The sequence below is a fragment of the Herpetosiphon sp. NSE202 genome (assembly GCF_042688385.1).
Classification (GTDB): Bacteria; Chloroflexota; Chloroflexia; order Chloroflexales; family Herpetosiphonaceae; genus Herpetosiphon.
Map to the genome: position 1 here is coordinate 624,292 of NZ_JBHUPY010000001.1, position 26,247 is coordinate 650,538.

At 49.7% G+C, this 26,247-nt stretch carries 26 protein-coding genes, 1 tRNA gene and 1 pseudogene; 17 read left to right on the forward strand and 11 right to left on the reverse strand.

What is annotated here, in order from left to right; all coding sequences use genetic code 11:
* Window positions 1-8: 8 nt before the first annotated feature.
* Window positions 9-254, reverse strand: coding sequence for a helix-turn-helix domain-containing protein (locus tag ACFMKP_RS02685; protein ID WP_382288828.1), 246 nt, complete (start codon window positions 252-254; stop codon window positions 9-11).
* Between ACFMKP_RS02685 and ACFMKP_RS02690 the strand changes: the two genes are divergently transcribed.
* From ACFMKP_RS02690 to ACFMKP_RS02720, 7 genes are all read left to right on the forward strand, one after another.
* Entirely contained in the window at window positions 211-654 is a 444-nt protein-coding gene (locus tag ACFMKP_RS02690; protein ID WP_382288830.1) for an RNA-guided endonuclease InsQ/TnpB family protein, read from the forward strand. The genes ACFMKP_RS02685 and ACFMKP_RS02690 overlap by 44 nt on opposite strands.
* A complete protein-coding gene (locus tag ACFMKP_RS02695) occupies window positions 651-821 on the forward strand; it encodes a zinc ribbon domain-containing protein (protein WP_382288832.1) in 171 nt (56 codons plus the stop codon). The genes ACFMKP_RS02690 and ACFMKP_RS02695 overlap by 4 nt, the downstream gene beginning before the upstream one ends.
* Before the next feature lie 176 nt (window positions 822-997).
* On the forward strand, window positions 998-2,479 hold the full coding sequence (locus tag ACFMKP_RS02700; RefSeq protein WP_382288834.1) for a menaquinone biosynthesis decarboxylase: 1,482 nt from the start codon (window positions 998-1,000) through the stop codon (window positions 2,477-2,479).
* Window positions 2,480-2,650: 171 nt separating this feature from the next.
* Window positions 2,651-3,478: a hypothetical protein gene (locus ACFMKP_RS02705; protein ID WP_382288836.1), complete on the forward strand. Its 828-nt coding sequence runs from the start codon at window positions 2,651-2,653 to the stop codon at window positions 3,476-3,478.
* Window positions 3,479-3,597: 119 nt separating this feature from the next.
* Entirely contained in the window at window positions 3,598-4,785 is a 1,188-nt protein-coding gene (locus ACFMKP_RS02710) for an acetyl-CoA C-acetyltransferase (protein ID WP_204755463.1), read from the forward strand.
* Window positions 4,786-4,843: 58 nt separating this feature from the next.
* Window positions 4,844-5,044, forward strand: a complete 201-nt coding sequence (locus ACFMKP_RS02715; RefSeq protein ID WP_382288838.1) for a hypothetical protein — start codon at window positions 4,844-4,846, stop codon at window positions 5,042-5,044.
* Window positions 5,045-5,157: 113 nt separating this feature from the next.
* Window positions 5,158-5,232: transfer RNA gene (locus ACFMKP_RS02720), tRNA-Lys, on the forward strand.
* Window positions 5,233-5,665: 433 nt separating this feature from the next.
* Here the strand turns inward: ACFMKP_RS02720 and ACFMKP_RS02725 are convergent.
* From ACFMKP_RS02725 to ACFMKP_RS02735, 3 genes and pseudogenes are all read right to left on the reverse strand, one after another.
* Window positions 5,666-6,655 (reverse strand): annotated as a pseudogene (locus ACFMKP_RS02725) (recombinase family protein); the annotation flags it as partial.
* A 12-nt stretch (window positions 6,656-6,667) separates the two neighbouring features.
* Entirely contained in the window at window positions 6,668-6,856 is a 189-nt protein-coding gene (locus ACFMKP_RS02730; RefSeq protein ID WP_382288840.1) for a hypothetical protein, read from the reverse strand.
* The gene (locus ACFMKP_RS02735) at window positions 6,847-7,203 is read right to left on the reverse strand and encodes a hypothetical protein (RefSeq protein ID WP_382288842.1); all 357 of its coding nucleotides are present in this window, start codon (window positions 7,201-7,203) and stop codon (window positions 6,847-6,849) included. The genes ACFMKP_RS02730 and ACFMKP_RS02735 overlap by 10 nt, the downstream gene beginning before the upstream one ends.
* 441 nt (window positions 7,204-7,644) lie before the next feature.
* On the opposite strand from ACFMKP_RS02735, the gene ACFMKP_RS02740 reads away from it, so the two are divergent.
* The 9 genes from ACFMKP_RS02740 (at window position 7,645) to ACFMKP_RS02780 (ending at window position 16,473) form a co-directional block, all read left to right on the forward strand.
* On the forward strand, window positions 7,645-7,812 hold the full coding sequence (locus ACFMKP_RS02740) for a hypothetical protein (protein WP_382288844.1): 168 nt from the start codon (window positions 7,645-7,647) through the stop codon (window positions 7,810-7,812).
* Between the two features lie 179 nt (window positions 7,813-7,991).
* Complete coding sequence (locus tag ACFMKP_RS02745; RefSeq protein WP_382288846.1) at window positions 7,992-8,801, forward strand: hypothetical protein; 810 nt, start codon at window positions 7,992-7,994, stop codon at window positions 8,799-8,801.
* A gap of 2 nt (window positions 8,802-8,803) precedes the next feature.
* Complete coding sequence (locus ACFMKP_RS02750) at window positions 8,804-9,322, forward strand: hypothetical protein (RefSeq protein ID WP_382288848.1); 519 nt, start codon at window positions 8,804-8,806, stop codon at window positions 9,320-9,322.
* Between the two features lie 92 nt (window positions 9,323-9,414).
* Window positions 9,415-9,888: a hypothetical protein gene (locus ACFMKP_RS02755; RefSeq protein WP_382288850.1), complete on the forward strand. Its 474-nt coding sequence runs from the start codon at window positions 9,415-9,417 to the stop codon at window positions 9,886-9,888.
* Window positions 9,889-10,988: 1,100 nt separating this feature from the next.
* Window positions 10,989-12,179, forward strand: coding sequence for a hypothetical protein (locus ACFMKP_RS02760; RefSeq protein WP_382288852.1), 1,191 nt, complete (start codon window positions 10,989-10,991; stop codon window positions 12,177-12,179).
* Between the two features lie 220 nt (window positions 12,180-12,399).
* A complete protein-coding gene (locus ACFMKP_RS02765; protein ID WP_382288854.1) occupies window positions 12,400-12,999 on the forward strand; it encodes a hypothetical protein in 600 nt (199 codons plus the stop codon).
* A 273-nt stretch (window positions 13,000-13,272) separates the two neighbouring features.
* Entirely contained in the window at window positions 13,273-14,490 is a 1,218-nt protein-coding gene (locus ACFMKP_RS02770; RefSeq protein WP_382288856.1) for an SH3 domain-containing protein, read from the forward strand.
* Between the two features lie 159 nt (window positions 14,491-14,649).
* Window positions 14,650-15,759 (forward strand): type I restriction endonuclease, encoded by a 1,110-nt coding sequence (locus tag ACFMKP_RS02775; protein ID WP_382288858.1) that lies wholly within the window; start codon window positions 14,650-14,652, stop codon window positions 15,757-15,759.
* Window positions 15,760-15,885: 126 nt separating this feature from the next.
* Window positions 15,886-16,473: an SH3 domain-containing protein gene (locus ACFMKP_RS02780; protein ID WP_382288860.1), complete on the forward strand. Its 588-nt coding sequence runs from the start codon at window positions 15,886-15,888 to the stop codon at window positions 16,471-16,473.
* A gap of 293 nt (window positions 16,474-16,766) precedes the next feature.
* Here the strand turns inward: ACFMKP_RS02780 and ACFMKP_RS02785 are convergent, their stop codons facing one another.
* The 3 genes from ACFMKP_RS02785 to ACFMKP_RS02795 all read right to left on the reverse strand — a co-directional run bounded on the left by ACFMKP_RS02785 (window position 16,767) and on the right by ACFMKP_RS02795 (window position 18,799).
* Entirely contained in the window at window positions 16,767-17,267 is a 501-nt protein-coding gene (locus ACFMKP_RS02785; RefSeq protein ID WP_382288862.1) for a DinB family protein, read from the reverse strand.
* 107 nt (window positions 17,268-17,374) lie between these two features.
* Complete coding sequence (locus tag ACFMKP_RS02790; RefSeq protein ID WP_382288864.1) at window positions 17,375-18,151, reverse strand: ArsR/SmtB family transcription factor; 777 nt, start codon at window positions 18,149-18,151, stop codon at window positions 17,375-17,377.
* Window positions 18,152-18,292: 141 nt separating this feature from the next.
* A complete protein-coding gene (locus ACFMKP_RS02795; protein ID WP_382288866.1) occupies window positions 18,293-18,799 on the reverse strand; it encodes a DinB family protein in 507 nt (168 codons plus the stop codon).
* A 155-nt stretch (window positions 18,800-18,954) separates the two neighbouring features.
* Here ACFMKP_RS02795 and ACFMKP_RS02800 point away from each other — a divergent pair, with 155 nt between their 5' ends.
* On the forward strand, window positions 18,955-19,512 hold the full coding sequence (locus ACFMKP_RS02800; protein WP_382288868.1) for a pyridoxamine 5'-phosphate oxidase family protein: 558 nt from the start codon (window positions 18,955-18,957) through the stop codon (window positions 19,510-19,512).
* A 44-nt stretch (window positions 19,513-19,556) separates the two neighbouring features.
* Here ACFMKP_RS02800 and ACFMKP_RS02805 read toward each other — a convergent pair whose 3' ends face one another.
* The 4 genes from ACFMKP_RS02805 to ACFMKP_RS02820 all read right to left on the reverse strand — a co-directional run bounded on the left by ACFMKP_RS02805 (window position 19,557) and on the right by ACFMKP_RS02820 (window position 26,095).
* Window positions 19,557-20,315 (reverse strand): hypothetical protein, encoded by a 759-nt coding sequence (locus ACFMKP_RS02805; RefSeq protein WP_382288870.1) that lies wholly within the window; start codon window positions 20,313-20,315, stop codon window positions 19,557-19,559.
* Between the two features lie 80 nt (window positions 20,316-20,395).
* Window positions 20,396-21,364, reverse strand: coding sequence for an HNH endonuclease (locus ACFMKP_RS02810; protein ID WP_382288871.1), 969 nt, complete (start codon window positions 21,362-21,364; stop codon window positions 20,396-20,398).
* A 97-nt stretch (window positions 21,365-21,461) separates the two neighbouring features.
* Entirely contained in the window at window positions 21,462-22,214 is a 753-nt protein-coding gene (locus tag ACFMKP_RS02815) for a response regulator (RefSeq protein ID WP_382288873.1), read from the reverse strand.
* A complete protein-coding gene (locus ACFMKP_RS02820; protein ID WP_382288875.1) occupies window positions 22,211-26,095 on the reverse strand; it encodes a HEAT repeat domain-containing protein in 3,885 nt (1,294 codons plus the stop codon). Before ACFMKP_RS02820 ends, ACFMKP_RS02815 begins: the two co-directional genes overlap by 4 nt.
* Window positions 26,096-26,247: the final 152 nt, after the last annotated feature.

Below are 26,247 nucleotides of genomic sequence, written 5' to 3' on the forward strand. Positions count from 1 at the left end.
AGGCATTTTCATGCCGTATTATCTTTAAGGTATTCCAATATCTCCCCTGGTTGTACGTCGAAATACTCACACAATGTGCTGAGCGTTTTGAAGTCCACTCGACTCGCCCTTGGCGTAGTAAGCCCATTTATGGTTGATAATGCCAAACCTGTTTCTTCTGCAAGCCGACGTAGGGTGAGGGTTGGCTGATTGGCTTTTAACCTCTCCACATTGTACTGTGCAATAAGCACTTTTAATCGACTGCGAACAGCCATAACAAGATCCTCGCTTAAGTCAATACTGAAGAAACTTGCCCGCGCTCAGCGCAAACTCTCCTGCGCTCAAGAGGGTAGTAAAAATCGATTGAAAGCTCGCAAGCGGGTTGCCAAAATTCACCAGAAAATCAGCAACCAACGCGCCGATTGGCTGCATAAACATGCGTTGGGGATCGTTCGCCAATTTGACGTGGTGTGCATTGAAGACCTGACTATCAAAGGCCTTGCGAGAACCAAGCGGGGTACCCTCTGGGTCAAATCATTCAGTGATGCCGCCGTGAGTATCTTCATACAACGATTGCAGGAAAAAGCCGAATGGCACGGACGGCGGGTGATTAAGGTGGACGGTTCTACGCCTCATCGAAGACCTGCCACCACTGTCAAACCAAAACCGCCTTGACGTTAGCAGATCGGGTGTGGCCATGCCTCACCTGTGGCACGACCCATGATCGTGATAGGAATGCGGCGATCAACATGTTGTATGAAGGAATACGCCTGCTTGCCGTTGGGACGACAGAAAGCCAAAACGCTGCCGGAGATGGTGTGCATCCAGCGAAATGCTGGTAGCTGTCGTTGAAGGCAGAAGCCACGCCCCTCGTGGGCGTGGTAGTTCACGGCCAAATAGTCGCTAGTCGCGCTGTGGGTCTCTGGGCGTTGAAACTCCCTCTAGCGCCTGCTGATCGACGATAAATCGTGATACAATGCACAAAGATTGAACAAATCATCTGCAATGGAGCGTTATTGTGGCTGCAAAAATACCTGCAACCTTCGCCGATTTACGCGAATGGATCACGTTTTTGGAAAAACGCGGCGAATTGAAACGGATCAAAACGCCAGTTTCTTCCGACCTTGAAATTACCGAAATTACCGACCGCGTTTCGAAAATGAAGCAAGGTCAAGGTAATGTCGCATTATTATTTGAAAATGTGATTGGCTCGGATTTGCCAGTCTTGATTAATGCGGTTGGCACGGAGCAACGCATGGCTTGGGCCTTGGGCTTAGAAAAGCTCGACGATTTGCGCGCCCGCTTGGCCAGCGTCGTCAAGCCCGAAGTGCCCGATGGTGTTTTTGATAAGCTCAAAAAAGTCAGCGAGCTTTCCGAAATTGTGCGCTATCGGCCTAAAACAGTCGCCAGCGCTCCCTGCCAAGATATTGTTTGGACTGGCGACCAAATTGATTTGAATAAGTTGCCAATTCTCAAATGTTGGCCTGACGATGGTGGCCGCTATGTGACCTTAACCACCGTGATCTCCCGTGATCCTGTCAAAGGGATTCGTAATGTGGGTATGTATCGGGTGCAAGTTTACGACGAAAAAACTGTCGGCATGCACTGGCAAATTCACAAAGGCGGCACCGAACATCAACGCGAAGCGCTGCGCAAAGGTGGGGTGAAATTGCCAGTTGCGGTCGCGATTGGTGGCGATTATGCCACGATCTACTCTGGCTCTGCGCCCTTGCCGCCTGGCATCGACGAAATTATGTTGGCTGGGTGGTTGCGTCGCGAACGAGTTGAGATGGTCAAGTGCAAAACCATCGATCTCGAAGTGCCAGCTAACGCTGAAATTATTCTCGAAGGCTATGTTGACCCCAGCGAAAGCCGGCTTGAAGGGCCATTCGGCGATCACACTGGCTACTATTCGTTGGCTGATCAATATCCCGTGATGCATTTGACCGCAATCACCATGCGCAAAGATGCGATATATCCCACCACGATTGTTGGTTATCCACCGCAAGAAGATTATTGGTTGGGTAAGGCGACCGAGCGCTTGTTCTTGCCATTGATGCAATTGGTTGTGCCCGAGGTGATTGATGTGAATATGCCAGCAGAAGGCACGTTCCATAATTTGCTGGTGGTGAGCATCAAGAAAAAATACCCTGGTCAGGTGCGCAAAGTGATGTATGGGCTTTGGGGCTTGATGCTGATGTCGCTGACCAAATTTATTATTGTGGTCGATGATGATATTGATGTGCAGGATATGAACCAAGTTTTATTCCATGTTACATCGAATGTTGATCCGCAGCGTGATACAGTGATTGTTGAAGGGCCGCTTGATGCGCTTGATCACTCAGCCGACCACTTTGCCTATGGCCACAAAATGGGGATTGATGCGACGCGCAAGCGGCAAGATATTGATCGCTTCCCACGAGAATGGCCGCAAGATATTCGCATGACCAAAGCGATTGTTGATCGCGTGACCAAACGCTGGCGCGAATACGGCTTCTAAATTGAATTGTTGATTAGGCGAACAGCGCTAACCCTTGCGGTTGGCGCTGTTTTTTTTAATTCCATGCGACAACGATTTAGCCAAAAAATGTCGCATGGCTGTCGCATGGCCTTCGCTAAGGTGTAGCTGTGTCAATGGAGAATGACCAGCTATTCAATGGTGGAGGCCAGAATGGAAACGCACGCTTGGTATGTGGACTTGGTGGTAACAGTCGCCGTGGCTCAAGGCTGGAATTTAACTGCTGAAGAACAGACTGATTTGGCCAAATTAGTTGCCGATTATAGCCAGCAAAGTGCTGCACATAACCCGACGAAACTAAATGAAATTACGATCAATCTTTGGCATGATTATCCAACCGTTCAGCGTGCGCTTGATCCGCAGCATCCGCAGCATGCAGAAGCTCATCATCAACTCTATCAACAGATCAATCATTGTTTGAAGCAAATCCATGTCTTTGGGGTTGATGCCTTGTATCTTGATGAGCGGTCGCCTGATGTGTGTGCCTATGCTGATTTGACCCAAAAGCTGAGCCAATTTCGCTTTGAAGCGCGCTTGAGCACCTATATTTATCAGGTGACATGGCGTGCCGTCTTGCAATGGCGACGCTCGACCAATGCCTTAAAGCGTGGTGGCGCTGGTTTTAAGCGTCAGCAAGCGTTTGCTGCGGCCCAACAGGTGTACTATTTAAGCCAAGCACAGCAGAATCAAGATTTTCTGCTTGAAGATATGCTCGTTGCGCCCGATCCTGCAGTTGATGATCTGGTTGCAGTGCGCCAATTGAAGCGTGAGATTTCGCATGTGGTAGTGAGTATGCATGATGATCCGTTGTATGCGGTAGCGCAGCGACTTTGGCATGAACTCTTGTTTGAGCAAACCAATATTTCGGCCTTGGCTGAAACCGAGGGCTTGGCTGCTGGAGCATTATTTAATTTGCGTGCGCGGATTGGGCGGCGCTGCCGCGACGTAGTTGAGCGTTGGTGCATTGGTTTGGATGGATAAAAATTCGCCTAGATTGCGCCTTCGCTTTATGGTAAGATAACGCTGAAAGCTTGAATAGATAAGCCAGTGGCAAAGGCGCTGCTGGCTTTTAGCTAGTTCAAAACAAGGAGTATCGCCCCATGAGCAACGAGCGCGAACCGGTGTTGTTGAGTGCTGCCCGCACGCCAATTGGCAAGTTTGGCGGGAGTCTGGCTGATTTAACTGCGCCTCAACTCGGTGCGATCGCAATTAAGGCCGCATTGGAGCGAGCCGGGATCAATGGTGATGTTGTTGATGAAGTGATTATGGGCAATGTCGTTGGGGCCGGGCTTGGCCAAGCTCCAGCGCGCCAAGCTGCCTTGGGTGCAGGCGTGCCTGATAGTGTCAGCGCCCTAACGATCAATAAAGTTTGTGGTTCTGGCTTGAAGGCCGTGATGCTGGCAGCGAGCATGATCAAAGCTGGCGATGCTGAGTTGATTGTGGCTGGGGGCATGGAAAACATGTCGCGAGCGCCATATTTGCTGCCCCAAGCGCGCTTTGGCTATCGGCTTGGCAATGGCGAAATTCAAGATTCGGTTGTGCACGATGGCTTGTGGTGTGCGGTTGAGCATCATCACATGGGCAACTCAGCAGAATGGGTAGCTGATGCCTGTGGCGTGAGCCGCGAGATGCAAGATGAATTTGCCTACAATTCGCATCGCAAAGCTGCTGCCGCAATTGCCCGTGGCTCATTCAAAAACGAAATTGTGCCAGTCGAGCTGAAGAGCCGCAAAGGCACAACGATTTTTGATACCGACGAGCCAGTGCGCGCCGATAGCACAGTTGAAGCCTTGGCCAAACTTAAGCCAGCCTTCAAAGCTGATGGCAGCGTGACTGCTGGCAATGCGCCTGGAATTACCGACGGTGCTTCGGCCTTGGTGGTGGCAAGTATGGCCAAAGCCCAGCAATTGGGTGCTAAGCCATTAGCACGCATCCTTGGCTATGCCCAAGCAGGCGTGAAGCCATTGGAAATCTTCACTGCGCCAGCCTTTGCTGTGCGGCGTTTGCTTGAAGTAACCAACACCAGCTTGGCCGATTATGATTTGTATGAATTCAACGAAGCCTTTGCTGCTCAAGCTGTGGCCAACGGCCAAGATCTCAATATTGATTGGGATCGCTTGAACGTCAATGGGGGCGCGGTTGCCTTGGGTCACCCAATTGGTGCAAGCGGTGCTCGCGTTTTGACGACCTTGGTCTACGCCTTGCAAGAGCGTGGCGGCAAGCGTGGCCTGGCAACCCTTTGTTTAGGTGGCGGCGAAGCGGTGGCGTTGGCGATAGAGTTGATCTAAGTCTGATTGAGCGAGCAGGTTGATGACGGCAAAAAAACAACCAGTATAAGGAGGAACAATGGGTACTGTTGAGTTGATCTCTACTTTGGATGAAGGCGTTCGTGAAGGTCGGATTGCGCCCTACTTGGCCGATTTTATTGCAGCGCAAGCCCTGAATGTTTCAGCCGACGAAGTTGGCTTTAGCGAGTGGGGCAGCCCCGACCACGACGTGCTATCCCGCGTTGGAGCAACCATCGAACCCCTTTCCCGTCATCAATAAACCGAATGCGGCGCTACCCAAAAGTAGCGCCGCATTGTTATTCATTGCCTAAAAAAGTTTGTGAACCTTGTCATTTGCAATTTTATTCAGTCTATGCTATACTCTCACGCGTTGGGCCGGTAGCTCAGTGGTAGAGCATCGGACTTTTAATCCGCTGGTCGTGGGTTCGATCCCCACCCGGCTCACCAAGCGGGATTGTTGCAAACTTGCTACGAGTTCTAGAAATGGTTCTCGTGGCTGGTAGGCGACAATCCCTTTTTTTGTGCCCCAAACGGCTGCAATGAGTGATTGTAAGGCTACGCGCTTCTCGGTTAAGGCTCCCTTCTGCTTAAATGTCCAACTAATTGATTCCAACAGATCTAAGGCTTGGTCCATATTAAAGGATGCAGCTGGCTTTTGGCGTGGCGCTTGTGCTTGGGCCAACAACGCTGATTTGCGCTGCTCATATTCATCAGCACGAATCTGATCGTTGAGAAACAGGCGCTTGAGTGCGGCAAGCTCGGCTTCAACGTTGGGTGCTTCGGGTGCTGGTTGTTGGCGTGCGGCCCACTGTTGCTGCGCAACTCGGAGAATGTCGCGCTTCCAATCGCTAGGAAACGTCAAGGCATCGAGCACCGCAATCATATGCTGATCAATCACATCGTTGCGTACCATGGCCATGGGGCATTGGTTATAACGGCGTTGGCTGCACTCATAGTACACAACATTGGTTGTGCGCTTGTAGTGTTGCCACATGCGGCTGCCACATTGCTCACAATATAAAATTTCACTGAGTAGCCCACGGCCTTGGCTCACTGGTGTCCAGCCGCGCTTTTGGCCGCGCCGATCAAGTAAGGATTGTACCGCGTCCCATGTCTTCTGATCAATCAGCGCTTCGTGTTGGCCAGCATAGGTTTGGCCTTTATAGCTCACTTTGCCAATATAGATTTGGTTGCGTAGCATCGATGCAACGTTATCTTTGGTGTAGGGAACATACCGCCCTTGTTGGGTATTCCAAACTCGCGCCCCCCGTTGATTCATTGCATCGGCGATGGTGCTGAAACTATAAAGTCCAGTTGCATAGAGCGTAAACAGCATGCGCTGGTGCTCGGCATCTGCTGAAGGAACGAGCACTCCATGCTCATTGCGTTGGTAGCCAGTTGGCACTGGGCCAGGTAACTTGCCTGATTCCGCAGCTGCACGGCGGGCGCGTGCCACCCGTTCGCCTGTTAGCCGGCTATAAAGTTCGGCCCCAGCCCCCAGCATCGTGAGATTGAAACGGCCAGCGGCGGTATCCATTTCAATCGGCTCGGTAATGGAAATGAGTTGAATCCCCAGCGCGTGGAATTCATCAACCACCCGTAGCTGGAGCGAGGTGTTACGGGCGCAGCGGTCGAGCTTCCACACTAAGACAACATCAAAGCATCGTGGTTTCCGAGCGGCATCTGCACGAAGCTGCATAAACGCGGGACGATCAGCATTGCGGCCACTCTTGCCAGCATCTTGATAGACCTGCACAACGTGCCAACCATGGCGTTGGGCATAGGCCTGACAATCACGCTCTTGGCTTGCAAGGCTGCTGTTCTCAGCTTGTTCACGGGTTGAAACCCGCGTATAGATAACGGCGCGCATGAATAATCCCTTCTACGCTGCTTTCGATTGAGGCGGTTGTGCAGATGATTGATCTGCTTCATGGTCTTTGTCAAGCATCAATGCAACCAACAACGCTGCAAAGGCTTGAATTACGGTTTCACGTTGGCCATTGGCTTGGCCCCGTTCAATGGGTATTGGTGGTTGGGTTAGCTTGATCGGGTAAGATTGGTCTAGCTCCATCGAATTAGCTCCATGTTTTCAATGGGCAATCCATCATAGACTGCGCTGAAGAAGCTGAGCATTTCGGCAACATTGGTAAAGCCATCGGCTTGGGCCAAGGCGAGTTCATCGGCGGCGGTCATTTTTGCTCCATCAAGCTCAATTCCATTGGCGCTGATGCGTACTGACTGAACGCTCGTGCAGGTTGCTTCCCGCAGCAGGCGGCAACGCTTGGTGCGCATTCCGGTATAGAGCTTGAGTTGATCACCAGGCTTGGTTGGGTGTTTGCGCTTTGGGCGAATGGTGCAGGATTTCGTGCCGCTAGCAACCGCCTCGGCAAACTGGGGCTTGAAGTTATACGCTGGCATGTATTGTCCTCACGTTGGTTGATGCTTGTCACGTAAGCGGCGAAAGCACTCGATCGCTGCTTGTTTTTCTGCATCGGTAATCGGTTTAGGTTCTGGTTGTGGGTGATTGGGTTGGGGATCGGGGGTTGGTGGTTAGGGATCGGGTTTGGGTCGATTATCCATCAATCACCTCGTAAAAGAAGCACCGTAGCAAAGTCGCAGCGTGTTTTTTCGTTTTCACACCCCGATGGTTTTGCAGGTGGCGGCGACCTTCATAGATTAGGCGCAAACTCAGATGACCATCGGCATAAAATGCAATTGCATAGCCACAGGGTGTTTGCATTACATAAGTATCAGGTGATGCCCAAAAGCCCCAAAGGCTATTGACGTTGCTCACTTCATCTTAATCAAACCAAAACCACCTATGCAGCTATCAAAGAGTTATTTGACAAGCAAAGCCTTGTGAGTCTTATTACCGATGTTGGTGATCCACTGTATGTTGGTAGTGACCCAGGCAATAAATTCACTTTGGCAAAATTCGTTCTGGCGCGCTGCGGGGTTGTGGCCTATGGCTCGCTTGATAACGCCTACTATAAAAACCTCACAACCTACGCCAAAGCCATAGGCTAGTGTATTCAAGCCAAGTGTAGCCAATAAACAATCAATACAATACCTACTCCAGCTCCCCAAGTGGGGAGTTCTTTTTTAAGTACCAAGTAAAACAAATGTTTGTCTTGCATGATGTGTTGGGATTTTGATAGAATTATCTCCCGTTGAATTGAAGTTTACATTGCTAGAAGGGAACGTTTATGACCAACCCAAATGCTTCAAATGGTGAATCCAATTCTTCTCGCCAAAGCAAACCACGAAAAAATTTTCCTCGATTATCATTAACTAAAGTCTTAGAATTACCGAAAACAATTTTCGAACTGGGAGAAGGTGATAGTGTTCGACGATTAAGGGTTTGGGATAAACTTGGCCGTTCTCCAGATAGCGGCCTAAGTAGAACATTAATTGTGGCATCCAATGGCTATGGTCTTACGAGTGGTGCTTATAATGCAGAACTTCTATCAATAACCGAATTAGGTAAAATCGTTATAGGTGAACATAATATCTCTAGATACGAGAAAATTCTAGATATTTTATTCCAAAACGAACTATTCAGTGCGTTTATTACAAAATTTAGTGGAAAAAGTTTTAATAATGATGAAATGTTGCTTACCTATTTACAAACTACCCATAATATGGATGAACGAGAAGCAAAATCAGCTTTAGATGTATTTAAAGAAAATATCCAAGACTTTGGACTGGTAGAAGAGCTTTCAGGAAGAAAAACTATTATTTCACGCGAGATTGCTTTAGAGAATGCGCGAAAAGTCTTACCGAACCAAACAGCCTCTTCAAGCGCTTCGGCAAAACCTGCTCCTGAGGCAGAATCAACAGAAGCCGATGAAGAAGTTCATGCTGAACCAACTCATAAGCCTAAAGCATCTGCCAGCAAGCACCAAAACCCCAGTCTGCATATCGATGTTCAAATTCATATATCAGCCGAGGCCTCAGCTGATCAAATCGATCAAATCTTCGCAAGCATGGCAAAGCATTTGTATAAGAGCGAGTAACTATGAACAACGAGCAGGCTAAGGAAGTGCTTTCATTCGCGAACGATATTCAACAGCAAGCCTATGATATCTATAGGCCACCTGAGGACACTGGGCCATCAAAATCACAACATGTTATTACCCATTCAATTGTTCGAAAATCGAGGGGATATATCGAGAGTATTGTTCACCAAATTAATGGCACCTATGAACATGGATGGTTTGATGCCTGTGCTGTTATGATACGAAAACTACTTGAAACATTAATTATTGAGGTTTTTGAGGCTCATGGAATATCAAGTACGCTAAAAAATCCTCAAGGTCATTTTCTTTATCTGAGTGAACTTATTCCTAAGACTTTAGCAGAAACAACATTCAATATTAGTAGAAATGCACAAACAGCACTTCCAAAATTGAAGAATGTGGGCGATCGTTCAGCACATAATCGTCGCTATGTGGCACAAAGAAAAGATATTGACAATATAAGGGATGATTTGCGAGATATAGTACAGGAATTTTTATATCTCGCAGGTTTCAAGTAAAATAATTATACTAACCTTGTTATAGGTACAAAAACATGCTATAATAGGCATGTCGTTTTATATGCCATAAATACACCCGAATGGAGGGTTGTATGCCACACTATGCACGTGAAACAACGGTAAGCGTTCAACGAACCCGTGGGGAAATCGAACAAGTCCTTGAGCGCTATGGGGCAACTGGGTTCATGTATGCGTGGCAAAACAATGCGGCAGCCATTATCTTCGAGATGCATCAGCGCCGCATTCGTTTCATCCTCCCGCTGCCAAATCGCGATAGTCGCGAATTTTGGTACACCCCATCGCGAGGCACGCGGCGGAGTGATGCTCAAGCTCGTGAGGCATGGGAGCAGTCATGTCGCCAACGTTGGCGAGCACTGGCCTTGGTTATCAAAGCCAAACTCGAAGCGATTGAAACCCAAATTACGACCTTCGAAGATGAATTCCTTGCGCATACGCTGCTGCCGAATGGATCAACCGTTGGCGAATGGATTCAACCCCAGTTGGAAGAGACCTATCGCGATGGACGCATGCCACCACTTTTACCTGGGCCGTCGCCTGAGAAATAAGCCGATCTTGTAATTACTCTTAATCCTCGCAAGGGGATTGAAACTCAAGCGGGATCTGTAAGTACAGATGTTTGAGGACAATATTCGAAAGGCCTCAATCCTCGTCAGGGGATTAAACCGGATCGTGGCTGGCAGCGCGAACTACCAATTCGAAAGACCTCAATCCTCGTGCGGGGATTAAAACTCAAAGTTATCATCAAAGCCTTCTGGCGTGGCGTTGAATTCGAAAGACCTCAATCCTCGCGAGGGGATTAAAACAGCATTAGGCCATGGCCCATACGATAAATTACGTCACCATTCGAAACACCTCAATCCTCGCGAGGGGATTAAAACGAATAATTCCCATCGGCCCAGCCATCCATGTAGACCGTGGATTCGAAACACCTCAATCCTCGCGAGGGGATTAAAACACTTGTTGGGCAACAGTCCCTAGCGTACCGGGGAAATCCATTCGAAACATCTAGATCCTCGCTAGGGGATTAAAACTTTGATGTATAGACGGCCAGCGAGAAAGCCAATGATGAGCATTTGAAAGACCGCAATCCTCGCGCGGGGATTAAAACCTTAATGAATTCATTGATGTCGGTTCCGCCCTGACTCGTCATTCGAAAGACCTCAATCCTCGCCCTCGCTCGGGGATGAAAACGCAAACTTCGTCATGAAGCTGCCATTCGCCGTCCCGTTCAATTCGAAAGACCGCAATCCTCGCGAGGGAATTAAAACCAATCGGGCTAGGTTTTTCTCGCCGCTGTGGCTTTCGATTCGAATGACCTCAATCCTCGCGAGGGGATTAAAACTCTAGGGCGGTGATCGCCTTGTTGACCGCGTATTCTATTCGAAGCACCGCAATCCTCGTGAGGGGTTAAGACGAAACACCACCTCAATGGGTGGTGTTTTTGTTTAATCACATAGAGCGCTGAATAAATTGAGCGAGCTGTCCTTTATGGTTTATTAGAGTAAGAGTATTGAGGCGTTGCATTATCAATCATGCTCATCACCTGCGCTAGACTGAATCTTCAAGATGCCTTTATTAGATGCAAAATCACGCAATCGATTGCATCTAAATACAATGAGGATTCTTTTGTATTAGGAGTTTTGTGATGCGTCGTTGGTTTTCTATCCTTATGCTGGGGGCGCTCGTGATTGCAGAGATGCCCAGTATTGCTGCGGCCCACAATCTTTGTTTCAACGAAACAGGTTTCTGTCTCGAAGATCCTTTTAGTGACTATTGGGAAAATAATGGAGGATTGCCGGTCTTTGGCTATCCTATTAATGCTGCTACCGATGAAGCGAATAGTGATACTGGGCAAACCTATAAAACCCAGTGGCTGGAACGCAACCGCTTTGAGATTCATCCAGAAAACGCAGGCACACCCTATGAAATTCTCTTGGGATTATTAGGGAAGAATCGCCTTGCTCAACTTAATCGCGGTGTAGAACCACGCGAGGCTGGGGCGATTGCAGGCTGTATCTGGTTTGAAGATACCGGACACAATGTCTGTGACCAGGCACAAGGTCTTGGCTTCAAAAGCTATTGGCAATCCAATGGCTTAAAAATCCCCGGCTTAGATGCCTATGCACGCTCGCTACAACTCTTTGGGCTTCCATTAACTAGTGCCACGATGGAAACCAATGCCAATGGCGATACGGTGATGACCCAATGGTTTGAACGCGCACGCTTTGAATGGCATCCCAACAATCCCGATCAATATAAAGTGCTTCTTGGATTACTCGGGAAAGAAGTGCGGGAAAACACCCCTCTGCCTCAACCAATCATGCTGAGTGGGATTGGGCCAAAAGTGACCGATCCTCTTATGATTCCGTTTGGTTATGCACGCGCCACCTTTACCCATGATGGACGCAGTAACTTTATTGTTTGGGCCTATCAAGGCTCGGATCGCGATCTGATTGTCAATGAAATTGGCGGATATAACGGCAGTCGCTTCGTTCCTGGCAAGAAAGAAACTTTCTTTGAAATAGATGCTGATGGAACATGGTCGTTACGGCTCGAGCCGCTCGGCTACAATCAAGGGATTGCCACTGGTGGAATCGAAGGCCGAGGAGATACGGTCAGTGATCTTTTTGAGCCAGCTAAAATCGGTAATATCCCCTATCGATTTAGCCACAATGGCAACAGTAACTTTATTGTTTGGGTCTATTGTGCTGGTGGGCGGGATCTTGTCCAAAACGAGATTGGTCCCGTACAGAGTGAAGCAGTAGCACGATTCAGCAAAGGCCCATGTTTCTATGAAGTGCAAGCTGATGGTGATTGGAGTATTGCCCCCAAATAACCATTCTGCTAGTATCTAAATGCTGGGTAGAGAGGCTGGAATTCAGATTTCAGCCTCTTGTTTACGTTGCTAGGGAAGGTGTTACCAAATGGATGTAACAGCTCCAGTTTTAGAGGCATATCTCCACATTATTGAAGCATAAGTCAATGATCAATCTATTGATACCCATCAATTCCTAGCCTTCGTTAAATCATCAGTGCTTAATGCTATTCGAACTGGAATGTTAGATGTTGCCAATAAAACCGATCGAGAACTCCAAAGAGCAGTATTTGATTATATTGCTGTTTGGGGCAAAGAGCCTGTTTTAACGACACATCTCAACCTCAATTACACCAATGAATTATTTGATGAAGCTCTAGATGCTGTAGAACGTGAAAATGGACTTCTTGCTATCATTCTGTATGCAACATGGTGTGAACATTGGATTAATGGCATCATCACAAGCATTGCTCGACGACAAGGCCAGTCAGATCCAACTATCAAAAGATTGATTCGCAAGCATAATCTTTATCAGAAATATACTGAAGTTCTGGATGGTCTTAGGATTCCCCGTTTTGATGAGTCAATTCGTGAGGCATTACGAACACTTGCGAAACATCGAAATGATTTTGTTCATTACAAGTGGGAACCGTTGATTGTCGATGATTTAGCTTCGCTCAAGTGGTTTGAGGAAATTGACCAATTACTTGCTTCTATGCCAGCCCATATCAAAGCTCTCAAAGACTATGAAAATCACCATGTTTATTTTGGAGTTATTCCCCATATTGATAGGCTTTTTGAACGGCTTGCTGAGCAATTGGTCCAACAAACACAAAAATAAGCCTCTTTAACTTCACATCCAAAAAACGTATGGAGAGTGCATCTAAAATACTATAACCATGATTTTCTACATGTCTCTCGCTCTGATTTATCAGGATAGTACTAGTTGCGACAATTAAGCGAAATAAATTGTTTATTCTCTACCTCACAGGGGTGATGCCTTATACATCATGGAACAAGACCTATATGTATCTTGCATAGTGTGTTAGGGATTTGATAGACTGAAAGTCATTTCATCGCGAGAAGAAATTCATTTAGTGGTAACGGGGCTTGTATGAATACCTTCCTCACCGTGTTTGGTAAGGTCGTTGAATTCGTGGCGTTTCATCTCATTCGCCTCTGGCGTTCTGGTACATGGGGGAAGTTAGGCATTGCATTTGGGATGCTCATGCTTGTGAGGCCCTTATTTCCTGCGCCAGCAAAACCATCGTCCATAAATGCAACATCAACACCCATCACCATTATTGCCGCCACTACTATTCCCGAACGGGCTATAGCATCGATGGCCGAAAGTAGTGGACCAGATCAAACTTCAGCCTCAGAAAAAATCCCAAATAACGATCTTCCAGCTCCAGAGTATGCACTTCATACTCCATTTACAATTGGCCAATGGAATGTCACCATTGAAGATATTACCATGAAACGTGGCTTATCAACCAGTGCCAAAGGGGAATGGTTGGTTGTTCATGGCACGATTGTTAACGAGGGCGATTCTCATGCCATCGGCAAACAAGAACTCAGTATTCGATGGCCTAGAGGAACGCGAGATCTTGATCGCGCTGTATCAAAAGAGGTTGCTAAACTCTATGAGGTAACCAATATCGGCCAGCTTGGTGGTGTTTCGCTTGATAAGGGCGAAACCGTTGAATGGGCAGTAGCCTTTGATGTCCCAAGCAATATGGATACAATGTGGTTTCGGGTTAATGCGATTGATACGATTACCATTGATACTCCAGCGCTCATTGCTGCTCTACCAACCGCCACCCCACGTCCAACCATCATGCCTCGCCCAACAATTAAGCCAGCTCCAACAGTTATTCGTACTGTTGAGCCAACCGTTGTGCCAACAGCAACTCCAGCTCCACTTATTGTCCAGCTACCTAATACTGCGAACCTACGCAATGGACCAAATCAAGGCTACACTGTATTAGCAAAAATTACTCCTAGTCAGGACATTACCATTCTTGCACAACGAAGCATCAATGGAGATATGTGGTATCGCGTTCAAGTAGATAATCAAGCTGGATGGATGAGTGGATCACTCTTTACTATTGACGAAACAAGACGATCGGCTTTGCCTGAGGACAAATCAACACTCTTACCTATGCCGACGGCGACACCAACACCTAAACCACAACCGACAGCACGGCCTGCTTCAAACTCTGGCCAACGCGTTGGAGCGATTTGCCGCGATGGTACGAGATCCAATGCAACTGGACGTGGTGCATGTAGCCATCACGGTGGCGTTGATCACTGGCTCTATGCACCGTAAATAATGGAATTAATCAAATAACACAAATGTTTGTCTTGCAGAGTATGTTGGGGATTTGATACACTGCAAGGCACTTCATTTGTTAGGCGTGTAGAGAGCGCTTATCGCAGTGTGTGTAGGAACTAGGGTAACCGCATTCTTGTTTAGAAGGGAATGACCATGGATCTGATTGACCGTCTGCGCGATCTGGCCACCCGTGTTACCAAGCAGCTGGAGTATATTCAAACCGAAGAGGCAACCAAAAATGCCTTAGTTATGCCCTTCTTAGCTTCGCTGGGCTACGATGTTTTCAATCCTCTCGAAGTAACCCCTGAACTGAATGCCGATATTGGCTTGAAAAAAGGCGAAAAAGTTGATTATGCGATCCTGCGTGATGGCAAGCCAGTGATGCTTCTCGAATGCAAGCATCACAATGCCGATTTAGGCAAGGCCCATGCTTCTCAGTTGTATCGCTACTTCAGCGTAACCGAAGCCCGCTTTGGGATTCTCACCAATGGACTCTCCTACTGGTTCTACACCGATCTTGAAGCACCCAACAAAATGGATACCAAGCCCTTCTTCGAATTCAACTTGCTTGATATTCGCGAACAAGATGTTGACGAACTAAAGAAATTTACCAAAGCTACCTTCGATGTGGCTGGCATCGTAACGACCGCCAGCGAACTGAAATATACTCGTGAAATCAAGCGCATTATGGGCGAACAACTCACCAATCCCTCGGAAGAATTTATCAAGTTTTTTGCGACCCAAGTCTACAGTGGCCGCATGACTGCCAACATGCGCGAGCAATTTGGCCAAACCACACGCCGAGCACTGCGCAACTTCATCAATGACCAGGTAAACGATCGGCTGAAAACCGCCTTGGGCACCGATACACGGATCACGATCGAGGAAACCCCAGCAGCTCAAGCTGCAACCGATGAGCCAGTAACCACCGCTGCCGACAAGGAAGCAACTGGCGTGCTGACCACGATGGAAGAGCTGGAAGCCTTCTACATTGTTCGCTCGATCTTGCGCGAAACGATTGATGCCAAACGCATCGTTATGCGCGACAAGCAGAGCTACTGCGGCATTCTGCTCGATGACAACAATCGCAAGCCCATCTGCCGGCTGTGGCTGAATTCAGCAACCACCAAATCGTTGAGCCTCTTTGATAACCAACGCAAAGAAGAAAAAGTGCAAATCAAAGATATTGATGATATTTACAAATTTGCTGAGCGACTGAGAGCCACCATCGCAGCCTATACCAATCCCAAGGCCGAGGCATAAACTTAGTCGATGAATGTTTGGCCACCTCTGTTTAGGGGTGGTCAAACATAATGCTATTAATTGCATGCAAAATCTGCTCGCACATTGCACCTAAACATCGTAAGCCCTTAGAATTGCGAGGTTCCTATGCTGCATCGTTTCATTATTGGATTCTGCCTCATTATCTTGCTTGGCTGCGGCGGAGCAAGCACCACGCTTGTCCCAACAACCTCCACCGAATCCAAACTATCAGCAAGCACGGCTCGGCCTCAGCGATCGCCAGCGACAGCACGGCCTGCACCAACATCGACTCCAGAACCCACAGCTTTGGTTGTTTCGGTGCCTTCAACGTCTAATCTGCGCCAAGGCCCAAGCACCCGCTATGATGTAATTACCAAAATCGCACCAAGCGATGCAATTACCATTCTGGCCCAACGCACGGTTTATGATGAATTGTGGTATCACGTTCAAGTTGGAGATAACGATGGATGGATGAGCGCCAGCCTGTTTGATATTCCTAGTGAATACCAAGCTGAGCTAACGTTTGATCGCTCGGATCTCCCTAGTTTACCAACCGTTGTACCCACCGCTCGATCACGCCCAGCAGCACGACCTGCATCAAACTCGGGCCAACGAGTTGGTGCTATCTGCCGTGATGGTTCACGATCCTATGCAACTGGGCGTGGCGCGTGTAGCCATCATGGCGGGGTTAGTTACTGGCTTTATGGGCCGTAGATACACGGTATGCTAATGAAGTAAAACAAATGTTTGTCTTGCAGAGTGTGCTGGTGATTTGATACTCTGCAAGGTACTTCATGATGCCATCGCTGAACTATTCAGTATCGCCGTGTTAATAGGCGAAGAATCGGCGTTTGATGAAGAGAAGCCAACCGCGTTTCTAATAACCCTGCACAAAGCCCTGCTGAAGGTTGAACTCAATATGCCTCTTGATGATTCTATGGCCTACCCACCCGGCTCACCAACCAGGGCTGTTGCTGAAAAGCAACGGCCCTTTTGTTATGCCAACATTAGGCTTTGCCTCGGGCTTGCTGACCAAGAACCATGTGCAGATGTGCGCCGTGCTCTTGGACATGGCGCAGGCTATAGATCATCAACTCGCCAAATGGCACTTCGCCCCAACTAAATGAACACAGCCGCTGGGCTTGTTCGGTGTTGAGATTCATGATTGTGCTTTGGGTGGCTTGACGGCAATGCTCCAAATAGCCGAGCAACTCGTTGGGCGTATAGGTGCGCGGCAACGTCTCGTTGTCGCGCATTTCTACCAAGGCAAATGGCGCTGGTGGCATAAAACCTTCTTCAGTGCCAGTTAAATAGAGATCGATCCAAAAGAGCGTGTGATAGGCCAGATACCAAAAGTTGGAAAATCCAGCAGCAACCCATTGATCTGGCTCGTCTGGCCAGAGTTGGCTTTCCCACAAGTGCTCAGGGCAAGCACGAATAGCCTGTTCAAGGTTGGTGATTGCAAGATCAAACTGCCGCCAGAGCATGCTTTGGTCAATAATCCACATCGTTATCAATCCTCCAACTACGTGCTAAAACGCCAACAACGGCTCGCAAAGCGAGAGCCGCTGAGGCGTGAAACATGAATGCTCGTCAGTCGTGCCGAAGCTAATTTCTAATATTGTTCTGGTAACGACTCACCGGTTTCCAGCAAGGTCTTGAGGTTGCTGAGAATCCAAGTCCAGCCACCGCTGTTGAGACCTTTATAGGTTGCGGTTTCGCCGTCGAAATCTTCGTGCACAACTGTAACTTTGGTAATGCCGTTAGGCATTGCTTCAAGTTCCCACGTTACTTTGGTTGGTGCATCGGCGTTCATTGGCGGAAATAGCGAGTGATAACTATGCACCAAGCGATTTGGCGCATCAGCAACCAGCACTTCGCCTTCAACAATCGCCGAACCATCATACATATTGTAGATAAAGGGCGAACCAATACTTAAATCGGTTTGCAGCGTTGTGCCATAGTAATAGCGGCTGGTAAACTCAGGCTTGGTAATCGCATCCCACACTTGTTGTTGCGAAGCTTTAATAATTGTTTGATAGACTAATTTTGGTTTTGCTTCACTGGTCATGTTGCTACTTCCTCCTTCAAGTGCCATTTTCAAATCGATCAGTGCCATCGCTCGGTTTGCGGCATATTTGTTCATCCAACGGTCGGAAATAAGCTGGATTGGGACGGGATTGAGGTAGTGCAAGCGCTCGCGCCCCACCTTGCGCGTCACAATCAGTCCAGCTTCTTCAAGGACGCGCAGGTGTTTCATTACCCCAAACCTCGTCATCGGCATTGCCGACTCCAACTCTTTGAGCGTGCGGCCATCGCGCTCAAAGAGCAGGTCGAGCAGCTGCCGCCTGGTTGGGTCGGCAAGGGCCCGAAAGACAAGTTCTTGTTCCATAGTTGTATTATATGTGACTAAATGGTCACATGTCAAGCGTTTTTTAGACCAAATTGAAACTTTTGTGCGAAATTGCTTGATCGGGCCTAAAACACATAAAGGCCCGCAGCGTTGGGGCCGCTGGCAAGCTATGAAGCTTAATTACGCAGGGTTGGCACTTGCGCGGGGAATCCAATCAGCCCCAGGAATATTCTGCTGGCCAAGTACCAAGCTGAGCTGCGCGGCATGCTCCTGAACGTGGCGCATACTATACAGCAGCAGTTCAAGAAAGCTAGGCTCCATCCATTCAAAAACACAGATTTGTTGGGCTTTGGCTTCAGTCAAGCCTTCAATCGTAGTTTGGCAGCGCTGACGACAAAGGGTGAAATACGCAAGCACTTGCGCTTTTGAATATGACTGATCGGGCAATCCGCCACGCACAAATGGCGCTGGCGGTGCAAACCCTTCCATCGTGCCAGTCAACAGCAGATCAGTCCAGAAAAGACAGTGATAGGCGACAAACCAAAATTGGCCATAGCGTTGATCATCGTCGTCGACCCATAGATTGAGCGTCCAAAGCTGGTCTGGGCATCGCGTTATTCCATCCTCAAGCATCGCAAGCGCGGCCCCATATTGCTGCCAAAGGCTGGTTTTCCAAATGTTATCCATCCCGTGCCTCCTGTAAAAAGCCAGAGATTTTGCTGCATGAGGAGCAAGCAGAATTAAGCTTGGCTAGCAGCATTCGCCATACCAGCATGTGCTGCCAATTGCCCGATAACGTATGATGTTGCTGATTGTTGATTTGCTTGTTGATGGAGGCCTAAATGGCAAAATTACACCCTGACATAACTGCTGAATTGCAAGCATTTATTGCGCAGCAACCCTTGTTTTTTGTGGCTAGCGCTCCGCTTGCCGCTGATGGTCATGTCAATCTCTCGCCCAAAGGCCTCGATTGCCTGCGCATTCGTTCGCCGCAGCAGGTGGCCTACCTAGATTTAAGCGGCAGCGGCAATGAAACGTCGGCCCATGTGTTGGAAAATGGCCGGATTACCTTGATGTTTTGTGCCTTTACGGGCGCGCCGCGCATTCTGCGCTTATATGGCCGGGGGCGGGTGATTCTGCCCACAATGGAGGAGTGGGAAACTGAGCTTGCGCAGTTTCCAGTTTACCCAGGCATTCGCCAAATCGTCGTGGTTGAGGTTGAGCGGGTACAAACATCGTGTGGTTTTGGCGTGCCCCTGATGGATTTGGTTGGTCAACGCGATACGGCCTTGCGCTGGGCTGAAGCCAAAGGCGAACAAGGCCTAGTCGATTATCGCACCGAGAAAAATATGGCGAGCATTGATGGTTTGCCAACCCATTTGGCTACAGAGCTTGATTAACGTTCAAAGCCCGCAGATCAATCGTGATCTGCGGGCTTAACGATTTATTTGGGGCTAATCGTCCAATCGCCATCGGCCTGTACATCCCATAAACATGGGCCTTCGCTGAATTTGACAATTGCTGAGCCATCAACTGTGCCAATTTCGTTTTGGGCATAATCCATGCCGCCTTGACATGTGACTTGAACGATAAAGTTGCTATCGCCATTATGGCTAAACTGGAATGGAATTGGCCCTTCTTTGCTTGGCATAAACAGGCCGCTGACCAGATCGCCTGTGCCGCTGAAGCCATTCGCTGCCGCTTGATCAAGGGCGATAGGCACAATTTCGACTGTCCATTCGCCATCGGCATTGATTTCCAAAAAGCTGCTGCTATCGCCGTAGAGCACGCGCGACCCAGTGTAGCGGCCAATTTCGTTGACCAAATAGCTTTCGTCGTTGCCAGTGTAGGCTTTGACAATAAAGTTGCGTCGCCCAGTGTGGGTTAATTTAATGATACTAACTGGACTAGGCGGCATAAACGGATCAGTGACAGTTTGACCAACCCCGCTCAAGATGACTGGCTCAGGAATGGGCGTTGCGGTCGCGGTTGGCCGTGGTGTGCGCGTTGGCTTGGGCTTGGCAGTTGGCCGTGGCGTATTGGTTGGACGTGGCTTGGCAGTAGCTTTTGGTGTTGGTTTGTCGGTTGGCACTGCTTGCGCCACTTGCATTTCATTGGCTGCCGATTCAATGTTTTGGCCAGCCGTTTGACCACATGCCAGCAACAGTAGGCTGATGAACATAAAACCAAGAAAACGTTGCATCGATGAACTCCTTCAATACTTCAACTGATTGTTGGAGCCACTTTAGCAACTCGTTAGGGCACAAATGTGGATTATTAAGCTTATTTGCGATAGATATTTTGATTATGCCAAATTAGCGCATGTTCATTCGGGTAAAGCTGCTTTTGCTGAGGCAATTGGATTGGCTGGTGAGCAAACATCAATACCGCTTGATTGGCTGCTGGTTGCTCATCAACGAGGCGTGAGATTTGGATCTGATAGTTTGGCGTGATGGTCAACAAGCCTTGATCAAACAGCCAATGGTGTAAGCCACATAACGAAACTCCATTGCGCGGATCATCGTTGTAGCTCTGGCTCCACGGAATAATATGCGCAGCCTCAACGGCACTGCGGCCCTCGGGAGTTACAATTCGAATCCCACAAATTGCACAACAATAATCATAATTTGGCACAACGACCCGCCGAAAAGCGCTTGAGCGAACTTCGACCAGATAGGGCGCATCGATTGCTGCAATTTCACGAAATGTGCGTTGGCTGTGCGCAACTAGAAGATCTGCATAGCTGAAGATGGCCGTATTCATTTGGGCAATTGTGGTGAGCGCTGGCCGTAATTCGGCTGCAAAATAGGTTTGAATTAAGCTTTGGCGTAGTTGTTCACGGGTAGCATTCTGTTGCAGCAATCCAAATAAGGCTTGATCAAGCCTTGCGCCAAGCACAAGTTGGTTTAATTGGCCGATCGTTTTGATGTCGGTTGTCGCTGCTAAACGTTGCTCCATCCCTGGCTGGGCTTGCAAATGCCAAAAGCCCTCGCTTTTAAGGTAGAAAAATGGCTGAATTGGATTGGCAAATTTCGTCGAATCAAACAAAATCTGCCAATAGCGATCGAAGGTTTCAAGCAACGCATCGGAATATTCGATAAAATTATGCGTAATTGTACCCGTTGCAATCAAATCGCTGATGGCAAGCAGCATGAATGGCTTATAGGGCGCACGAAAATAAGTGCTTTCTGGCCACGATTGGGCTGGCGAGAGCCTCAGTTTTGCAAAAGCCTGTTGATAAAATTCAAGCATCCATCATCCCTCAATGCTACAAGCGCTTTGTGCTTACTATGCAGCTTCGAGCGCAGCTTGTCAATGCTTTGAGGCTGGAATGCGATGCTTGGCGCGCTTACCACAACATCACCAGCACAATCACAATGATGCAACTGACAGCAACCAGCCATGGCCAATTGCGGCGAGGATGATATTCTGGCGAGGCTAAATAGACTTGCTGGGCATGGGCAAAGATTGGTCGGGCATCGACCTGCAATAATTCGCAATATTGCAGCAGCAAGGGCTTAATTTGCTTCAAGGGAATTTGCATAAACGAACCTTGTTCGATCGCTTGCAAATAATCCCAGCGAATGCCGGTGCGACGTTCGGCGGCGTATAAGCTGAGGCCAGCTTTTTGGCGGGCCTCGCGTAGCAGTGCTGCGCCGCTTGGGCTGCGAATTGGCGCTGCTTCTGGTTGCTCAATTTGCACATTTGGCGTTGCTTGGGCTGGTTCAAGCAATGCTTGGCGCTGGATTAAGCGTTGCACACGGGCAATTAATTGGGCTTGGCTGAATGGCTTAGTCAAATAATCATCAGCGCCGAGATTCAGCCCGCGCACCACATCATCGTCGCTGGCTTTGGCGGTGAGCATTAAAATTGGCACGTTGCTTTCAGCCCGAAATTGTTGGCACAATTCCCAGCCGCTCAAATCGGGCAACATCACATCCAATAAAATGATCTGGAAGCAATCGCTGGCCCATAGCCGCAGCGCTGTCATGCCGGTGTTTGCCAGCATGGCTTGCCAGCCAGCCTCGCGTAAGTGCATCAGCAACAAACGCCCAATCGCTGGATCATCTTCGACAACTAAAATGTGGGCCGAGCCATTCACGCTGCCTCCTGCAATAGCGGCAGATCGAGCAGGACTGCCAAGGCCCAGGCGCTGCTCGCAGGATCGGCGCTTTCGGCCAGCTGACTTAAGCTGAGCATGGTGGTTGGCTCGTTGCGCCAAGCCCGCAAACCAGCAATCGCTCGCCGCCGCAACATCAGCGGTGTCGTTTGATCAGCTGCTAAGGCTTCGACATCGCCCAACACTGGGGTATAACGAGCTTGACATAAATTGCTTAAGGCTAAGCTGCGAATCGCTAATGCTTCGCGATCGTTGTGCAGCAATTCGGCTAAATGTTGCAAGGTTGCTTCGTCGTCGGCCTCAGCCAAGGCTTGGGCTACGCGCAAGCGCAATGGCAACGGATTATGAGGCCGCAAAAAATCCAACGTATCGAGCGGCGTTTTGGCTGCTGCCAACAGAATTTCTAGCGCCAACAAACGGGTGCCAATCGAGCCGCTTTTGGCAAGTTCGCGCACCAAGCCAAGATGAATCGCGCCTTCAAGCTCCAACAACACCCGTAGCGCATGCAGCCGAATCCGTGTGCTTTTGCCGCCAGCTTGGGCCAAGCGATTGAGCAAGGCAATCGCGGTTGGTTCTTGCAAGAAGCGCAAGCCATCCATCGCTGGAATAGCCAAGCTTGGGCTATCGTGTTGGGCGTAGCGCAAAAACAAGGCAATCGATTCGCGATCAGCCACGCGGCCCAAGCAGCGCAACGCTGCCGCCGCTACCTCGACGATTGGCCGTGGGTCGCGCAAAATCTGGCGCACTGTGTTCAAGCTGGCCTCGGAAACTGGGGCCACCAAGCAATCCAAGGCGGCGACATGCAAAGCTGGCTCGGCATGGTTGGAGGTCAACAATGCCAACATCAACCCTTCGCTATGGGCCATGTGCAATTTGTGGAAACTATGGACTGCATCAACCCGCAAACTGAGCGGCGTATGATCATCAACAATCATGGTTTCGAGCAAGGGGGCGAGATGATTATCGCCACTCAGGGCTGTGAGCATCGCGCTACGGGTTTGCGGATCAAGCTGATTATTGATCAACATTTGGTGCAAACTTGGCTTTGGTTGAGTTTGCTGGCTCAAGGTATTGGCGGCAACCCAGCGCAACAATGGCTGACCTGTACCAACGGTTTGGGCCAATTCATATTCCGCATCGCAGTTGGCCAATTGAGCCGCTACCACGGGCGCGACGGTGAGACTATAGCGATCTGGATTGCCAGTTAAGGCTTCATACAACACCGAACGCGCCGCCGAACCACCAATGCTGCTCAGTGCTTGAGCGGCGGCTGAACGCACATTATGCACTTCGCGGCCAACTAATTCGGCGAGGCTGGTTGGCGGGTCGGCGCTGGTATTGCCAACCGCCAAGGCTTCGGCCCAACGCCATTGCAAGGCGGGCGAAAAACTGGCAACTGGCCATTGCTGTGGCGCTTCGTGCAAGTAGCCCATGGGCAATTCTTGTTGCCAAGCAAGCTCTAATTGCTGAGGCAATTCGCCAATGATAATCGTGCGCAAGGCCCAAATGCCACTTTCGTCGTTGCGCGTGCCAAGCCCAACAATTGCTGCGAGCAAGGCTTGCAAATCATGGCGTTCGTGCTCGACAATGCCCGCCAGAACCGCTTGGGCTTCGTCATTTTTTAGATTTGCCAGCGTGCTGATTGCCGCAGCCCGCACCATAAACGCCGTTTGATCGCAGGCCAGGCTTAGCAATCGCGGCAGTAATAATGGCTGGGTTTGTGGATCGCTGCGATAGATAATTCCGCTGCGTAGTGCATTGCCAAGCTGTGGCTGTTCGAGTAGCCGAATCAAGCGCTCGCTGGTTTCATTTTGGCGTTGCAAAATCGTTTGAGCTGCTTCCAAGCGGGCAGCCAAAGGCAATTGCGAGGTCACAACCCGCAGCAATAACGGATTCGCGCCGCTGCGCTCGAAGCGCATCAGTTCATGCAAAGCCTCGTAGCGGGCCGTCCAATGCACATCGTCGCCGAGCACCAAGCGCCCCAAAGCGCGCACCGCCAAACTTGGCGTTGCCTGCAACAAGGCTTGGCGTGCCGCCGCCCGCAACGGCGCGCTGGCAGCAGTACAGGCATTCAACAAGGCTGGCGCAGTGCGTTCGGTGGCGCAGCCCTGCAAGGCTAGCGAAGCATGCAAATGCACCTGCTGATCCAAATCATGGTCATCGAGCAAGGCGCTGGCGGTGGCTACGACAAAGCGTGCGCCGTTTGGCTCGCAGTGTAAATAGAAAATAATCCGCCCAGCGTGCAACTGATCTTGTAAGTAGCAGCGCCCAGCATGGCTGTTGTGGGCGAGCAAATAATTAACCAACAGCTGGCCCCAATCATCGTGCTGGCGTTGGGCAAGGCTAATTAAGCGTGGCGTTAATTGAGGATCGTGCATGGCAAATAGCTGTTGAGCCGCACTTTGGCGGGTGCTATAGCTCAGCCGACTATCGCCCAGCATATCCAATAAATAGTTGAGCGCTAGATGGCTGGGCATCGTGCGCACGACGTTCAGCACCCAAGCCTCGCCTTCGGAGCCGTTGCTCAGTTGCTCGGCCAGCGTGGCGCTAACCACACTTTCCATGCTTGCGAGCAACTGCCAAATTTGCTCGCTATAGGCTGGCTCATGGCGCGCCACATGCACCAAGGCGCGAATAATTGCCGCGCTCCAGCCTGCAATCGGCACATGATGTTCGCGTAAGCAGCGCCCAAGCAACAACACCCGTTCGCTGGTCAGCGGGCTGTTGCCACGAATGGCGGTGTACAGCGGAGCTGGATCAGCCAAAAGGCCAGCGGTCAAGGGCAATAATTCATGCCACAACGGATTCTCTAAATCGAAATCGTGCCATGCGTGATGCGCTGCTAAGTGCAAGGCTGCACAAAATAAGGCAAACAACGGCGAGCGAAAACGCACCAGCCCGCGCTGATCAACCTGCACCAAGCCATTGAGCGCCACCAAACTTGGCTGTAACCAATAGACTGATTTAATCTGTTCGCCTTGGAGCCAGGCATAGCCCAAACCTGCCAAGGCCGTGCGCACTTTGGGCAAATCGCCACCAGCCACTGGCCGCAGGGCGCGATCAACCGCAGCAGCATACATGCGCACCCGATTGGCCGAAAAACCATGGGTTGGGTAGGTTGCTGCCAAAATTGCCACATCGGCAAAACGCTCGGCCACCAAACGCCCGCGACCATCATTCAATAATGGCGGCAGCAATAGGGCTGGCTCCTCGTTGGGCAACAAGTGGCGTAACCATTGCTCCAAAATTGGTGCATCAGGCGCTTGCACCTGCCATGTTTGCCAACCATTCCAGTTTGGGTTGCTGCTGTGGTCGGTCGCAACCACCGAGAGCGCGGGATAACGCTCAGTCAAATCAAACAACCAGTTGCGCCAATGCTCAGCGATGTGGGGCTGCGCTTCCTCAAGATCATCGAGCAGCAGCATCCACTTGCCAGAAGCCAAGCCACGCTCAATGCCCAAGCGATCGTTGGCAAAGCCAGCTTCGGCCAAGGTGCGGGCCAGCGTCGCATCAGGCGATTCGGTGGCGCTGGGCACATGCAGCAAAATTGGAAACAAGCCTGGTAAGCGTTCTTGGGTGGCGCACCAGTGCAAGAGCATATTGATTAATACCAACGAACGCCCGCTGCCCAAGCTGCCAACCAAGCGAATCCTATGGTCGAGTTCGAGTGCTTGCCAAAGATTGGCGTGTTGGCCATTGGCGGGAATTGGACTCAGTTGCAGCACCAAACTGCCGATTGTTGGCAGAACGCGGGCGGGAAAACGCTCGGCCCAACGTGCCTGCACATAGCGAGCATAGCTACGCTGGCGTTGGGCACGCCGGAGCCGAGGTAACAACAATCGATCAAATGGTGCAATCGCCATAATCTGCCACTCCTTGCTTGGATAGTTCTAGGGTACTCGTTTGGAGCGGCTGGCTCAATTAAAATAAATTACAGTTCGGTGACACTCGGCTATTTTAGCCGTTTTTTGGGCCTAAATAGCTTGTCAAAGCCGCTTGCTTCGGCGCACAATAG

Bases quoted from the DNA above. Each gene is read 5' to 3' on its own strand.
- ACFMKP_RS02685 (WP_382288828.1), bottom strand. From the start codon at position 254: ATGGCTGTTCGCAGTCGATTAAAAGTGCTTATTGCACAGTACAATGTG.
- ACFMKP_RS02705 (WP_382288836.1), top strand. From the start codon at position 2,651: ATGGAAACGCACGCTTGGTATGTGGACTTGGTGGTAACAGTCGCCGTG.
- ACFMKP_RS02710 (WP_204755463.1), top strand. From the start codon at position 3,598: ATGAGCAACGAGCGCGAACCGGTGTTGTTGAGTGCTGCCCGCACGCCA.
- ACFMKP_RS02715 (WP_382288838.1), top strand. From the start codon at position 4,844: ATGGGTACTGTTGAGTTGATCTCTACTTTGGATGAAGGCGTTCGTGAA.
- ACFMKP_RS02730 (WP_382288840.1), bottom strand. From the start codon at position 6,856: ATGGAGCTAGACCAATCTTACCCGATCAAGCTAACCCAACCACCAATA.
- ACFMKP_RS02735 (WP_382288842.1), bottom strand. From the start codon at position 7,203: ATGCCAGCGTATAACTTCAAGCCCCAGTTTGCCGAGGCGGTTGCTAGC.
- ACFMKP_RS02745 (WP_382288846.1), top strand. From the start codon at position 7,992: ATGACCAACCCAAATGCTTCAAATGGTGAATCCAATTCTTCTCGCCAA.
- ACFMKP_RS02750 (WP_382288848.1), top strand. From the start codon at position 8,804: ATGAACAACGAGCAGGCTAAGGAAGTGCTTTCATTCGCGAACGATATT.
- ACFMKP_RS02755 (WP_382288850.1), top strand. From the start codon at position 9,415: ATGCCACACTATGCACGTGAAACAACGGTAAGCGTTCAACGAACCCGT.
- ACFMKP_RS02760 (WP_382288852.1), top strand. From the start codon at position 10,989: ATGCGTCGTTGGTTTTCTATCCTTATGCTGGGGGCGCTCGTGATTGCA.
- ACFMKP_RS02765 (WP_382288854.1), top strand. From the start codon at position 12,400: ATGTTAGATGTTGCCAATAAAACCGATCGAGAACTCCAAAGAGCAGTA.
- ACFMKP_RS02770 (WP_382288856.1), top strand. From the start codon at position 13,273: ATGAATACCTTCCTCACCGTGTTTGGTAAGGTCGTTGAATTCGTGGCG.
- ACFMKP_RS02775 (WP_382288858.1), top strand. From the start codon at position 14,650: ATGGATCTGATTGACCGTCTGCGCGATCTGGCCACCCGTGTTACCAAG.
- ACFMKP_RS02780 (WP_382288860.1), top strand. From the start codon at position 15,886: ATGCTGCATCGTTTCATTATTGGATTCTGCCTCATTATCTTGCTTGGC.
- ACFMKP_RS02785 (WP_382288862.1), bottom strand. From the start codon at position 17,267: ATGTGGATTATTGACCAAAGCATGCTCTGGCGGCAGTTTGATCTTGCA.
- ACFMKP_RS02790 (WP_382288864.1), bottom strand. From the start codon at position 18,151: ATGGAACAAGAACTTGTCTTTCGGGCCCTTGCCGACCCAACCAGGCGG.
- ACFMKP_RS02795 (WP_382288866.1), bottom strand. From the start codon at position 18,799: ATGGATAACATTTGGAAAACCAGCCTTTGGCAGCAATATGGGGCCGCG.
- ACFMKP_RS02800 (WP_382288868.1), top strand. From the start codon at position 18,955: ATGGCAAAATTACACCCTGACATAACTGCTGAATTGCAAGCATTTATT.
- ACFMKP_RS02805 (WP_382288870.1), bottom strand. From the start codon at position 20,315: ATGCAACGTTTTCTTGGTTTTATGTTCATCAGCCTACTGTTGCTGGCA.
- ACFMKP_RS02810 (WP_382288871.1), bottom strand. From the start codon at position 21,364: ATGCTTGAATTTTATCAACAGGCTTTTGCAAAACTGAGGCTCTCGCCA.
- ACFMKP_RS02820 (WP_382288875.1), bottom strand. From the start codon at position 26,095: ATGGCGATTGCACCATTTGATCGATTGTTGTTACCTCGGCTCCGGCGT.